The organism is Priestia sp. JNUCC 25 (assembly GCF_053667915.1).
In genome coordinates this window covers 2,586,769-2,600,405 of record NZ_CM132211.1, presented here as the reverse complement: position 1 = coordinate 2,600,405, position 13,637 = coordinate 2,586,769, and the positions used below count along the sequence as shown (strand labels likewise).

The 13,637-nt window shown below is 40.6% G+C and carries 14 protein-coding genes; 12 read left to right on the top strand and 2 right to left on the bottom strand.

Going from position 1 to position 13,637, the window contains the following annotated elements; translation table 11 throughout:
- Window positions 1-18 precede the first annotated feature (18 nt).
- Genes JNUCC25_RS13255 through cobO form a run of 12 tightly spaced genes read left to right on the top strand, consistent with a single transcriptional unit; the run spans window position 19 to window position 10,568 of the window.
- Window positions 19-936: a sirohydrochlorin chelatase gene (locus tag JNUCC25_RS13255; RefSeq protein WP_064471739.1), complete on the top strand. Its 918-nt coding sequence runs from the start codon at window positions 19-21 to the stop codon at window positions 934-936.
- Entirely contained in the window at window positions 933-1,700 is a 768-nt protein-coding gene (gene cobK / locus JNUCC25_RS13250; protein WP_013057314.1) for a precorrin-6A reductase, read from the top strand. The genes JNUCC25_RS13255 and cobK overlap by 4 nt, the downstream gene beginning before the upstream one ends.
- Window positions 1,701-1,705: 5 nt before the next feature.
- Window positions 1,706-2,353 (top strand): precorrin-8X methylmutase, encoded by a 648-nt coding sequence (locus tag JNUCC25_RS13245; RefSeq protein ID WP_013083415.1) that lies wholly within the window; start codon window positions 1,706-1,708, stop codon window positions 2,351-2,353.
- Between the two features lie 3 nt (window positions 2,354-2,356).
- Window positions 2,357-3,460, top strand: coding sequence for a cobalt-precorrin-5B (C(1))-methyltransferase (locus JNUCC25_RS13240; RefSeq protein ID WP_028413119.1), 1,104 nt, complete (start codon window positions 2,357-2,359; stop codon window positions 3,458-3,460).
- The gene (locus tag JNUCC25_RS13235) at window positions 3,450-4,646 is read left to right on the top strand and encodes a bifunctional cobalt-precorrin-7 (C(5))-methyltransferase/cobalt-precorrin-6B (C(15))-methyltransferase (RefSeq protein ID WP_029322125.1); all 1,197 of its coding nucleotides are present in this window, start codon (window positions 3,450-3,452) and stop codon (window positions 4,644-4,646) included. Before JNUCC25_RS13240 ends, JNUCC25_RS13235 begins: the two co-directional genes overlap by 11 nt.
- A 2-nt stretch (window positions 4,647-4,648) precedes the next feature.
- Window positions 4,649-5,350, top strand: a complete 702-nt coding sequence (gene cobI / locus JNUCC25_RS13230) for a precorrin-2 C(20)-methyltransferase (RefSeq protein ID WP_029322123.1) — start codon at window positions 4,649-4,651, stop codon at window positions 5,348-5,350.
- Complete coding sequence (gene cobM, locus JNUCC25_RS13225) at window positions 5,347-6,123, top strand: precorrin-4 C(11)-methyltransferase (RefSeq protein WP_013057309.1); 777 nt, start codon at window positions 5,347-5,349, stop codon at window positions 6,121-6,123. Before cobI ends, cobM begins: the two co-directional genes overlap by 4 nt.
- Window positions 6,120-7,244, top strand: a complete 1,125-nt coding sequence (locus JNUCC25_RS13220) for a cobalt-precorrin 5A hydrolase (RefSeq protein ID WP_013057308.1) — start codon at window positions 6,120-6,122, stop codon at window positions 7,242-7,244. Before cobM ends, JNUCC25_RS13220 begins: the two co-directional genes overlap by 4 nt.
- Before the next feature lie 13 nt (window positions 7,245-7,257).
- A complete protein-coding gene (locus JNUCC25_RS13215; RefSeq protein ID WP_013057307.1) occupies window positions 7,258-8,640 on the top strand; it encodes a cobyrinate a,c-diamide synthase in 1,383 nt (460 codons plus the stop codon).
- Entirely contained in the window at window positions 8,637-9,407 is a 771-nt protein-coding gene (gene cobA, locus JNUCC25_RS13210; protein ID WP_013057306.1) for a uroporphyrinogen-III C-methyltransferase, read from the top strand. Before JNUCC25_RS13215 ends, cobA begins: the two co-directional genes overlap by 4 nt.
- Window positions 9,408-9,427: 20 nt before the next feature.
- A complete protein-coding gene (locus JNUCC25_RS13205; RefSeq protein ID WP_013057305.1) occupies window positions 9,428-9,997 on the top strand; it encodes a nitroreductase family protein in 570 nt (189 codons plus the stop codon).
- Window positions 9,998-10,028: 31 nt separating this feature from the next.
- Complete coding sequence (gene cobO, locus JNUCC25_RS13200) at window positions 10,029-10,568, top strand: cob(I)yrinic acid a,c-diamide adenosyltransferase (protein WP_013057304.1); 540 nt, start codon at window positions 10,029-10,031, stop codon at window positions 10,566-10,568.
- A 26-nt stretch (window positions 10,569-10,594) separates the two neighbouring features.
- Here the strand turns inward: cobO and spoIIP are convergent, their stop codons facing one another.
- Complete coding sequence (spoIIP, locus tag JNUCC25_RS13195; RefSeq protein WP_029322119.1) at window positions 10,595-11,764, bottom strand: stage II sporulation protein P; 1,170 nt, start codon at window positions 11,762-11,764, stop codon at window positions 10,595-10,597.
- A gap of 160 nt (window positions 11,765-11,924) precedes the next feature.
- The gene (locus JNUCC25_RS13190; protein WP_454221961.1) at window positions 11,925-13,493 is read right to left on the bottom strand and encodes an RQC-minor-2 family DNA-binding protein; all 1,569 of its coding nucleotides are present in this window, start codon (window positions 13,491-13,493) and stop codon (window positions 11,925-11,927) included.
- Between the last annotated feature and the right edge of the window lie 144 nt (window positions 13,494-13,637).

Here is a 13,637-nt window from a genome sequence, read left to right as displayed (position 1 = left end):
AAAATAGGAGGACATTATATGAAATCAGTTTTATTTGTCGGTCATGGAAGCAGAGATCCTGAAGGGAACGATCAAATTCGGGAATTTATTTCGACTATGAAGCATGATTGGGACGCATCTATTTTAGTAGAAACGTGTTTTCTAGAATTTGAACGCCCAAATGTAAGTCAAGGCATTGATACATGTGTGGCAAAAGGAGCACAAGATGTAGTTGTAATTCCAATTATGCTTTTGCCTGCTGGACACTCTAAAATACATATTCCGGCGGCTATAGATGAAGCAAAGGAAAAATATCCACACGTAAACTTCGTATACGGACGTCCCATTGGCGTTCATGAAGAAGCCCTTGAAATTTTAAAAACGAGATTACAAGAATCAGGAGAGAATTTAGAAACTCCAGCTGAAGACACGGCTGTTATTGTCTTAGGGCGAGGAGGAAGTGATCCTGATGCAAACAGTGATTTATATAAAATTACGCGCCTTCTTTGGGAAAAAACAAATTATAAAATCGTCGAAACTTCTTTTATGGGCGTGACCGCACCACTGATTGATGAAGGCGTGGAGCGATGTTTGAAATTGGGCGCTAAAAAAGTGGTTATTCTCCCGTATTTCTTATTTACAGGAGTATTAATTAAGCGATTAGAAGAAATGGTGAAGCAGTATAAAATGCAGCATGAAAACATTGAGTTTAAGCTAGCCGGCTATTTCGGTTTTCACCCAAAACTGCAGACAATTTTAAAAGAACGTGCTGAAGAAGGATTAGAAGGTGAAGTGAAAATGAACTGCGATACGTGTCAATATCGCCTCGGCATTATGGAGCATATTGATCACCACCATCATCACGATCATGACCATGACCATGATCACGGACACCATCACCACGATCACCATCACGACCATCAACACCGTGAAGATAAGGTCGGCGAGCTAAAATGATTTTATTGTTAGCCGGAACTAGCGATGCACGTGCATTAGCCGTGCAAGTGAAAAAAGCAGGTCATGAGGTTACGGCAACGGTTGTAACCGAAAACGCAGCTATCGAATTACAGCGTGCAGAAGTGAAAGTGAAAATTGGACGTCTCACAAAAGAAGATATGACGGATTTTGTAAACGAACATCGTGTAAAAGCTATTGTGGATGCAAGTCATCCTTTTGCGGAAGAAGCATCTAAAAATGCTATCGGTGCGGCTGCTGAAACAGCGATTCCTTACATACGCTATGAGCGGGCTTCGCAGGCTTTTACCTATGATAATATGACGATGGTTTCTACGTATGAAGAAGCAGCAGAAGTAGCAGCTGAGAAAAAAGGAGTTATTATGCTGACAACAGGCAGCAAGACGCTGCAGGTTTTTACAGAAAAGCTGCTTCCTCTTTCAGATGTACGGCTTGTTGCTCGTATGCTTCCAAGGCTGGATAATATGGAAAAGTGCCAGCAATTAGGATTTCCGCAAAAAAATATTATTGCTATTCAAGGGCCGTTTACAAAAGAGTTTGATCGAGCGCTGTATAAGCAATACGGAGTGACAGTCATGGTCACAAAAGAAAGCGGAAAAGTTGGATCTGTGGATGAAAAAGTGGAAGCAGCTAAAGAGTTAGGCTTAGATATTATTATGATTGGGCGACCGAAAATTGAGTATGGGACCGTGTATTCCACGTTTGAAGAAGTGGTTCATGCTTTAGTAAACCAAACTAGGAGTTGATTGAGATGGATTTTCGTACAGAATTTAAACCGTTAACTGTTCAGCCTCAGCAAATTGAAGGAAAAAGTTTTGAAATGATTACAGAAGAGCTTGGGCCTCATCCGTTTACAGACGAACAGTACCCAATTGTTCAGCGCGTAATTCATGCGTCTGCAGACTTTGAGCTTGGACGCAGCATGCTGTTTCATCCGGATGCGATTCAAGCAGGAATTAAAGCCATTCGCAGCGGCAAGCAAGTGGTTGCAGATGTACAAATGGTGCAAGTAGGAACAAACAAGCAGCGAATTGAAAAACACGGCGGTGAAATCAAAGTTTATATTTCAGATCCGGACGTAATGGAAGAAGCAAAGCGCTTAAATACAACGCGTGCAATTATTTCTATGCGAAAAGCCATCAAAGAAGCAGACGGAGGAATTTTTGCAATTGGGAACGCACCCACAGCTTTACTTGAATTAATTCGTTTGATTAAAGAAGGAGAAGCGAAGCCTGGGCTTGTTATTGGTCTGCCGGTAGGATTTGTTTCAGCAGCTGAATCTAAAGAAGAACTTGCAAAACTTGACGTGCCGTTTATTACAAACATCGGGCGAAAAGGCGGCAGTACGGTAACGGTTGCTGCATTAAATGCAATTTCAATTCTTGCAGATCAGGTGTAACGCATGAAGGAAGTACCAAAAGAACCTAAGAAACTCAGAGAAGGCTATACGACGGGCGCTTGTGCAACGGCAGCTACGAGAGCAGCTCTGCTTACGCTAATTTCAGGAGAAGTGCAAGATGAGTCAACGATTTACTTACCTGTCGGCCGCTTTGCTACATTTCATCTTGAAGAATGCGAGTATCGCACAAGCAGCGCTGTAGCTAGCATCATTAAAGATGCTGGAGACGATCCCGATGCCACGCACGGAGCGCTGATTATTTCTGAAGTTTCGTGGTGTAATGGTGCAGACATTATCATTGATGGAGGAGTGGGAGTAGGGCGTGTGACAAAGCCCGGCCTCCCAGTTCCTGTCGGTGAGGCAGCCATTAACCCTGTTCCAAGAAAGATGCTGAAAGAAACGGCTGAGCAGCTTCTAGCTGAATACAATATACAAAAAGGCGTTAAGATTGTCATCTCGGTTCCTGAAGGAGAAGAAATGGCGAAAAAGACATTAAATGCGCGTCTAGGTATTTTAGGAGGCATTTCGATACTGGGGACGCGGGGGATTGTCGTTCCGTTCTCAACAGCTGCTTATAAAGCAAGTATCGTGCAGGCCATCAGCGTTGCTAAAGCGAGTAATTGTGAGCACGTTGTCATTACGACAGGGGGCCGAAGCGAAAAGTATGGAATGAAACAGTTCCCTGAACTTCCGGAAGAAGCATTTATCGAAATGGGAGATTTTGTTGGATTTACTTTAAAACAATGTAAAAAGCAAGGAATGAAAAAAGTGTCGCTTGTAGGCATGATGGGAAAGTTTTCAAAAGTCGCGCAAGGCGTTATGATGGTTCATTCAAAAAGTGCACCCATTGATTTTAATTTTTTAGCAAAAGCGGCTTCTGAGTCAGGCGCTTCTGCTGAACTGGTAGAAGAAATAAAAGGTGCAAACACAGCTTCTCAAGTGGGAGATTTAATGACGCAAAGCGGTCATCATCAGTTTTTTGAAAAACTGTGCGAGTACTGCTGTTTATCAGCATTAAAGGAAGTAGGGGACGGAATCGATGTCGATACGTCTCTTTACACATTAAAAGGAGATTTTTTAGGACAGGCGGTGCAACATGGCAATTAAAATTATTGGAATTGGTGACGATGGGAAGTTAAGTTTGCTTCCTATGTATGAACAGTGGGTGTATGAAAGTGATGTGCTAATTGGAGGAAAGCGTCACCTGGATTTTTTTCAAGATTTCGAAGGAGAAAAAGTAGCGATTGAAGGGGGTCTTTCTCCTCTTGTTGAACGTTTAAAAAACGAAGAAGGAAATGCGGTTGTGTTAGCCTCAGGCGACCCGTTATTTTACGGAATTGGGAGCTATCTTTCTACGAAGCTAGACGTTGAAATATATCCTTATTTAAGTTCTATTCAGCTTGCATTCTCACGTCTAAAAGAGCGATGGCAAGACGCTTATTTTACAAGCGTGCACGGCAGAAGCATGAAGGGACTGGCTCAGCGCATTGACGGCTATAAAAAAGTGGCGATTTTAACCGATGAGCAAAATTCTCCTAGTGCTCTGGCAAACTACTTATTATCATTCGGCATGACAGAATACAAGATGTTTGTGGCAGAGAACCTAGGTGGAGAAACGGAGCGCTGTCAGCTGCTTTCGCTGGAAGAGGCGGCGAATCAACTCTTTTCTCCGCTTAATGTCGTGATATTAAAGCAGGTAGAAAAGAGCCCAGTCTGGCCTCTTGGAATAGAGGACGATGAATTTATTCAACGCAAGCCGGACAAAGGACTTATTACCAAAAAAGAAGTTCGTACACTTAGTATTAGCGCCCTGCAGCTAAAGAGAGACAGCGTCGTATGGGATATCGGAACATGTACGGGTTCAGTCGCAATTGAAGCGGCTAAAATTGCGCGTGAAGGACAAATTTTTGCCGTGGAAAAAAATGAAGCAGACTTAGAAAACTGCAGGGAAAATCTATCGAAATTTCGAGTAGACGCCCACACTGTGCACGGAAAAGCACCGGAAGGACTCAATGAGTTTGCTGATCCTGATGCGGTGTTTATTGGAGGTACAGCAGGAGGCATGGAAACAATTTTAGATGTTTGCTGCAGTCGATTAAATTCAGGAGGGCGCATCGTATTAAATGCCGTAACGATTGAAAATTTAGCAGAAGCGATGAAAGCTTTTAAAGAACGAGGCTTTGAGACTGCTGTTACCCTTGCACAAATTTCGAGAAGCAAGCCCATTTTACATTTAACGCGATTTGACGCTTTAAACCCCATTTATATTATTACAGCCAGAAGAGGAGAATGAATATGATTGGAACATTGTACGGACTTGGAGTTGGACCGGGAGATCCAGAACTTATTACAGTAAAAGCATTTCGTAAATTAAAAGAATCACCTGTTATTGCGTATCCTAAAAAGCAAAAAGGAAGCAAAAGCTATGCCCAAAAAATTATTGATGTCTATTTCAGTGCAAATGAAAAAGATATGCTTGGCCTTGTGTTTCCAATGACAAAAGATCCTGCTATTTTGGAAAGAAAATGGACCGAAACGGTAGAACGAGTATGGGAAAAGCTCGAGGAAGGAAAAGATGTAGCATTTGTCACAGAAGGCGACCCTATGCTTTACAGTACGTTTATTCACATGATGCGCCTGATGCAAGAACGTCACCCTGAAGCTCCGATTCAAGTAATTCCTGGTATTTCATCCATTAATGGAGCTGCATCTCGTTTAGGTATTCCGTTAGCAGACGGTGATGAACACGTAGCAATTGTTCCTGCTCGTGAAGATTATGAAACAATGAAAAAAGTATTAATGGAAAACGACTGCGTCATTTTTATTAAAGTGGCCAAAGTCATCGATTTTATGGTTGGTCTTTTAAAAGAGCTTGATCTGCTTGAAAAAGCGTCAGTGGTGACAAAAGTAACGTCAGATGAAGAAATTATCTGGAAAGCTTCAGAACTAGAAGGAGCCGATTTACAATACTTAACGCTAATGGTGGTGAGAAAATGAAGTTATACATAATCGGAGCTGGACCCGGAGATCCAGATTTAATTACCGTAAAAGGCTTAAAATTACTTCAGCAAGCAGATGTTGTCTTGTACGCTGACTCACTGGTAAGTCAAGAGCTAGTTGCTAAGTCTAAACCAGGAGCTGAAGTGTTAAAAACAGCGGGTATGCATTTAGAAGAAATGGTCGGTACGATGCTTGATCGCATGCGTGAAGGAAAAATGGTTGTAAGAGTTCATACCGGAGATCCTGCTATGTACGGAGCCATTATGGAACAAATGGTACTTTTAAAAAGAGAAGGCGTTGATATTGAAATCGTTCCGGGCGTCAGCTCCGTATTCGCTGCTGCAGCAGCGGCTGAGGCAGAATTAACCATTCCAGATTTGACTCAAACGGTTATTTTAACTCGTGCTGAAGGAAGAACGCCTGTGCCTGAGTTTGAAAAATTAACCGATTTAGCAAAACATAAATGTACGATTGCGTTATTTTTAAGCGCGACGCTCACAAAAAAAGTAATGAAAGAATTTATAAACGCCGGTTGGAGTGAGGATACGCCGATTGTAGTAGTCTATAAAGCAACGTGGCCAGATGAAAAAATTGTTCGCACAACGGTAAAAGACCTCGATGACGCTATGCGAACAAACGGCATTCGCAAGCAGGCGATGATTTTGGCAGGCTGGGCACTTGATCCACACATTCATGACAAAGATTATCGTTCAAAACTTTATGATAAAACATTTACCCATGGCTTTCGAAGAGGAGTGAAGTCGGAATGATTCAACTCCAAGAAGGAAGAAAAGCCCTCATTACACAGCGCGGGGATTATGCTGTCGTGGCCATCACGAAGCACGGCGTAGAAATTGCAAGAAATCTAGGCCGTACTTTTCAGCAGTCTGATGTGTATTACATGAGCAAGTTTGAAAAAGGAGACGAACAAGAGCAGAACATTCAGCTGTTTTCAGGAAGCGTTCGGATGCTTTTGCCTTCTCTTTTTGAATCATATAAAGGACTTATTATTATTATCTCACTGGGAGCAGTTGTACGTATGATTGCACCTATTTTAAAAGATAAGAAAACGGATCCTGCGGTTGTTGTCATTGATGATAAAGGCGAAAATGTCATCAGCGTGCTTTCAGGTCATATCGGAGGAGCAAATGAGCTTACGCGTGAAGTTGCGGCAGCTCTTGAAGCTCATCCTGTTATTACAACAGCATCCGATGTGCAAAAAACAATTCCGGTTGATTTATTTGGTAAGCGCTTTGGATGGGTGTGGGAATCAGCAGAAAAACTAACGCCTGTCAGCGCTTCTGTGGTGAATGAAGAAGAAATAGCAGTGGTTCAAGAATCAGGTGAAAAGAACTGGTGGCATTATGAGCACCCTGTTCCAGCTAACATTAAAACATATTCATCGATTCAGACAGCTCTTGAAGCATCGCCACATGCTGCTTTGGTCGTAACGCATCGCAATTTAAAAAAAGAGGAAGAAGCAATCTTAGAAAACGGTGTTCTTTACCGGCCAAAAGTATTAGCGATTGGGATGGGATGCAATCGAGGGACAAGTACAGCTGAAATTGAAACCGTTATTGAAAAAACGCTTGCTGAACTTCAGTTTTCAATGAAAAGTGTAAAAGCATTATGTACAATAGAGTTAAAGAAAGATGAAGAAGGGCTGTTAGAAGTGGCGTCTAAGTACGGCTGGGAGTTTGTCTATTATTCGCCCCAAGAGCTAAACAGCATAAGTATCCAACAGCCTTCAGATACTGTCTTTAAATATACAGGTGCATATGGCGTTAGTGAACCTGCTGCTATGTTATACAGCGGTGCTGATAAGCTTGAACTTGTGAAGAAAAAGTCAGGGAATGTAACCATTTCAGTGGCACTTATTCCATATGACTAAAGGAGAGAACAACATGTCAAACAGAAGACTCGTCATTGCCGGTACCGGAAGTGGCGTAGGGAAAACAACCCTTACAATCGGGCTGATGGCAGCATTAAGACAAGCCGGTTACAGAGTTCAAGGGTTTAAATGCGGACCCGATTATATTGATCCAACGTATCATACGGCTGTTACAGAACGAACGTCTCGAAATATAGACAGCTGGATGCTTGAACACGATATGGTTAGAGAAATTGTCGCTCGTACTAGTGAAGATGCTGATATTTCCATCATGGAAGGAGTTATGGGATTTTTCGATGGGAAAAATCCGTTAACGAATGAAGGAACAACAGCAGAAATCAGCTTAATCACCAATAGCCCTGTCCTTTTAGTTGTCAACTGTGCTAGTATGGCTAGAAGTGCAGCGGCGATTGTAAAAGGGTTTCAGCAATTTTTACCCGAAGCGAACATCGTCGGGGTGATTGCTAACCGGGTTGGAAGTGAAGGACATTATAAACTTGTTAAGGCAGCGATTGAGCAGGAATGTCATATCCCTGTAGTAGGCTACTTGAAAAGAAACGATGATCTTACGATTCCTGAACGTCACCTCGGGCTCATTCCGTCGATTGAACGAGGAGAGTTAACACCGTTTTTTGAACAGTTAGGAAAGCTTGTTCATGATACAATTGATATCGAAAAAGTATATGAACTGGCTTTAGCTCCTAAAATAGAAATTAATGATCCTATCTTTACAAAGCCGTCCGTACCTCAAGTGAAAATTGCTGTAGCAAGAGATGCGGCTTTTAACTTTTATTATGAAGAAAATTTCGAATTGTTAAAAGCTTACGGAGCAGAGCTTGTAGAATTTTCGCCTTTAAAAGGAGAAACGGTTCCGCAAGATGCTGACGGTCTTTATATAGGAGGCGGATTTCCAGAAGAATTTGCTGAAACGCTGGCTCAGCAAATCGACGTTAAAAATTCTGTTCGAGCAGCCATCCAAAAAGGAATTCCTACGCTTGCTGAGTGCGGAGGCTTTATGTTCTTAACAGATGCTATTGTCACAACAGATGATACATGCCATGAAATGGTGGGGCTTATTCCCGGACAAGTAAGAATGCAGACAAAATTAGCTGCTTTAGGATACCGAGAAGTGACGGGAAAGCCGGGGAATTTTTTATTTAAAGGCGATATACGAGCTAAAGGCCATGAATTTCATTATTCAACCTTTCATTCAGAGAAAGAGTTTTCGCCTGCCTATGATACAAAAGGGATGCGAGGAATGAAAGAAGAAGGCTATATGAATAATAATTTAATTGCCGGCTATACGCACTTTCATTTCGGCTCTTCTACGGAGATGGTAGAAAACTGGGTGGAACAGTGTAAAGCGGTAAAAAAAGAAAGAAGAGATGCCGTGTGACAGTTGGAAAAGTATATTTAGTAGGAGCCGGACCAGGAGATCCGAAGCTAATAACCGTATATGGAATGGAGTGTATTCAAGAAGCAGATGTTATTTTATATGACCGCTTAGCCAACGAACAGTTGTTAAACTATGCTAAAAAAGATGCGGAGCTTATTTTTTGCGGGAAATTACCGGGCAAGCACGGAGTCATCCAAGATCGTATCCACGAACTGCTTGTTGAAAAAGCACTTCAAGGAAAAGTAGTGACGCGCTTAAAAGGAGGCGATCCTTTTGTGTTTGGCCGCGGAGCAGAGGAAGCTGAAGTACTTGCTACTCAAGGAATTCCTTACGAAGTCGTTCCTGGTATCACGTCAGGAATTGCAGCTCCAGCTTATGCAGGAATTCCGGTTACCCATAGAGATCATGCCACTTCTTTTGCGATTGTAACGGGTCATGGAAGAGAAGAAAAAGGAAAAGATTATTTAAACTGGTCAGCGCTTGCTCAAGGAATAGATACAATTGCGTTTTATATGGGTGTTGGAAATTTACCTCATATATGCAAGCAGTTGATGGACCATGGACGAGATAAACATACGCCAGTAGCGCTTGTCCAATGGGGAACGACGAAGTATCAGCGCACCGTAACGGGAACGCTTGCCACAATCGAAGAAATAGCAAAAAAAGCAGAAATTGCTCATCCTGCCATCGTGCTTGTAGGTGAAGTAGTGACAATTAGAGAAAAAATAAAATGGTTCGAAGAAAGAGCGGAAAATATTCTGCTTTAATGTTAAAAGGAGGAGACAATATGACGATTATCTCACAGCTAAAAGAACGAAGAGCGGTACGAGATCATGAAGCACGTGAAGTGGAGCAAGAGAAAATCGAACAGCTGCTTGAAGCAGCGACGTGGGCTCCAAATGACCGAATGAGAGAGCCTTGGAGCTTTTATGTGATTCAAGGAGAAGCAAAAAAGAAGTATGAAGAACTGGCTGAAGCTTATTTAAAGGAGCGCTTTCCTACAAAGCCTCATTTAGTAGAAAGTTCGTTAAAAGCAGTAAAAAATACGCCTGTACATATCGTCGTAACAGCTGACACAGTTGAAGGAGACGAAGAAGCCACTGAAGACAACAAATATGCGGTTTCATGCGCGATTCATTCCATGTGGCTAGCAGCTAAAGAACTAGGTCTTGGATTCGTTTGGAGGACAAGAGGTGTTGGTCTTGTTCGAGACGAGAGGCTGTATGAGTTTATCGGCAAGCCTTCAGGTAAAGTCGTAGTAGGAAACGTATTTCTAGGCTATCCAAATGAAGAGTCTCTTACAAAAATGAAAGAGCCTGCTAGAACACCGTTTACAGAAAAAACAACATGGCTGTAAACTGAAATTCGAAGAAAAAGAGGTTTTTAGATTGAAAGACAAACGGGGTCTTACGTTAATTTATACCGGAGACGGTAAAGGAAAAACAACCGCTGCTTTAGGTCTTGCGTTGCGCGCTACGGGACGCGGACAAAAAGTATTAATGATTCAATTTATTAAATCTCCTCAGCGTACATATGGCGAAAAGCTGATGTTTGACAGAATAGGAATTGAAATGATTCAAACAGGAGTGGGCTTTACGTGGACAAAAACACCGCCTGAACATCGCGAAGCTTTGCAAAAAGCTTGGGCGCTAACGAAGGAAAAAGTCTTCTCGAACGAATATGATGTAGTTATTTTGGACGAGTTAAATAATGCACTGGCTATCGAGAAATTTCCTATTGATGATGTGCTACCGCTACACGAAGTAATTGACCTTATTCAAAAGCGCCCTGAGCATATGCATTTGGTCATTACGGGGCGTTCTGCCAAAAAAGAAGTGATGGATGCAGCAGATCTTGTGACGGAAATGAAGCCTCATAAACATTATTATGATGAAGGAATTCCTGCTGTAAAAGGAATTGAATTTTAAAAAGCCCTCAGTGAAGAGGGCTTTTTTTATTGAGCAGGGGCATCTACTTTTTCAGCTTGCCAGTAAAATTGGCTAATGACATCAGACAGTGCTTTTGCTGTGTTGGTTAATTCGTCAAAGTTATTATCAACTCCGCCCACTTCAATTAAAATCGCATTTTTAGAAACATCTTGATTATATACACCGTTACCGCTGGATTTGTTTTTGCCAATAACTCCGCGGCTTAACCCAGGATATTTCTTTTCAAGACCTTCATGAAGCGCTTTTGCCATCTTTAAGTTTTGTTCAAAGTTTTGATTTGCTTTCCCTAAAACAAACACAACTTTTGCATACGATTTATTGTTAATCTTAATAGTTGTATTATCTTTTCGAAGCGAATCTCGATGCAAATCGATAAAGTAAGTTAAATCTCTATTCTCAGTCATCGCCGTTTCAATTACTGTACGAGACATGGCATACGATTGGTTGGTGTTCCAACCTTTTTCTTTTAATTTCTGTCCAATATTGGTTTGATCTACTTCTGTTCCAATTCCCTGAGCCTCTAAATCTTTTCCTAGCATATTTGCGACTATATTAATATTGGTTTTGCTATCTACAGCTTTATTAGCATCTGGATCACCTTCAAGTCCTAACAGAGGCAAGTAAGATTCCCAGCTGTGCGTATGATAAATATAAAATACCTTTTTTCCGCCAGTTGTATTATTATTTGGAGCATTCGTACCATTGTTTTCTTTAGGTTGCTGAACTTTTGTAGTAGAATTTCTTTCTTTTAGCGTTTCATCTAACGGCGGTGCAGATTCTCTAGGGAAGTTTGTGAAATTTGTGCCTTCACCGGCGATGATAATATTGGAGTCATAAATACTGAATCCAGGAAGTTCTGAACCAAACAAGCTTCTCGCGTCTTCTGCTCGAATACTTGTTGATAACTCTAGCAGTGTAGAAGAAAGACCTGGAGGCGAGTAATTTTTATCAAAAGCCGTTGAAAAATGATGATTTTCCTGGCTCATCAAATAATAAAGGCTTTCTGCTTTATGCCTCGATAACGTTTGATAGACAATAGAAGAATTGAACTGTTCTTTAAATGCTGAGTAGCTCACTAGAACAATGATAGATGATGTCATTAAAACAATGGATAAAATAACAAGAACCATCTTATATGTTAACACTACAAAATTGGCGCGATTACTAGATTTCAATGGCGAAATCTCCTCTCTATGTCAGCATCAGGCTAATAGGTATGAAGGACTTTGCTAATCTAGTAATGATTATATGAATGGAGACTTCTAATTATGATAAGCATTTAATAGAGAAAGTAGTCTTCAAAATCAAAAAAGAAGAATCACGCGAGATATAATCTCATATTCTCCGTGATTCTTCTTCAAATAGACGTCGGATGGCTTCGCCTTTTGGAGTGAGGCTGAATCCTTTTTTCTCTTTTTTTAGCAGCTGATAGTTTTGTAATTCTTGTAAATACGTAACGATGCGCTTGCGCTTTACGGAACTTAACAATCCAAATGCGGGTATTTTATCGAGCTCTTTTTGACGAATGCTGTTAGTAGAAACACCTTCTAAAATTTGTACGTAACTCTGCTGAGTTTCCGTGTTCTTTAAGGTATCTATAAGTGTTAGTAACCGTAGCATTTGGTTTGAATCAAAAGTTATTTGACCGATTTTTAGCGGAGTCGAAAGCAGATCCTGACGCTGCTTATGAAGTTCATTTTCTATCTTAGCGCTTATTTCTGTCAGTTTCTTTTCTATTTCGTTTGGATCCATACAACATGTAAATTTGTTTGTTTCCTGCAGCAGGGTGACATCTGGAAAATTCCATTGTGAAAACCATTGAATGGAACCAACTTCGAGCTTTGCATTCGGTGTTTTTACTTGTAATACCTTTTGAATGAAGGAAAGAAAGGGATCGTTTACCTGTAAAACTTGTCTTTGATTAAGTTGATAAGTGGTTAGGCTGCACAATTTGTCTTGGATTTCTTTGATGTGCACTTCATGATGCTTTAAAAGACTTTTCCATTTAAAAAAGACCAGTAGTTTTTGAATCACTTCTTCATTTTCATCTATAATCTCTTCGAACTGCCGCTGAGTTGTAGCTAAGCGTTTCGCTGCTAGCACTGCATTATACTCATCATCGAGTGAAATAGCATCATTTGCAACATCATATGTTACGGCGAGACCTCTGTTTTCTGAAGTTAAGCGAATGATCTCGTTTTCTCCGTGAACAGTTAATACCGTATCTTCCGTATCTGAAAATCCTCTCTCAAAGGCGGTGTAAGGAAGAGATCGAAAAGGTCTCATAATGATTTCAATCCGATTGCGCCAAAAAGCAATTTGCTCAGGGTTTTTCATAATAAAAAGCAAAGGTGATTTTTTTGATTGTTCAATTGCTTCAATCACATCTGCATTTCGATGATAAAGGGAAATGAGCGGATGTTTGAAGAAACACTTATTAATATGTTGAATCCATTCTTCTTTGGAAGAATCATGTATCCTAGCGCAAAACATGTAATCTTTCATAATACTTCCGAGGTAGTTTTCCAACTCGTTTTTAGTTAAAACCGTAAAATCTTGAGAATAAAACTCATCATGATGAATAGGAATGCCGCGATTCTTATTATATTCTTTCCATAGAAATGAAGTTGGTTTCCAAAAGTGAGGATAAACGTCTTCATTTTTATCAATTGCGACAGGAAAACCGCCCCTATGACTTCCATATAAGAACGTTTGAAAAAGGACTATATCTTCTTGAGATAACTCATTCATTACTCGCTCAAAGTAGTCATTTAAACGTCCAAGTAGCCCTTTAGTATGTTTACTTCCTACGGACCGAATCGATTTATTTTTGCGTCCGAGCGGAAGGAATGTTAAGTGGTTGTAAGCTTTAAAATCAACAGGCAAATTTTCTGGTAAAGTCATTTGTCTAACTCCTTTCATTTATTGAGTATTCTACCTATTAAAGAAGAGAAGAAAAAGTTTTAGTGTGTCTTGAATATAAGAGTTATTTTTTAAAATTTTCTGTTAATTAATCTGTAGAAATCAAGAAAAGGGATTCAAAGTAAT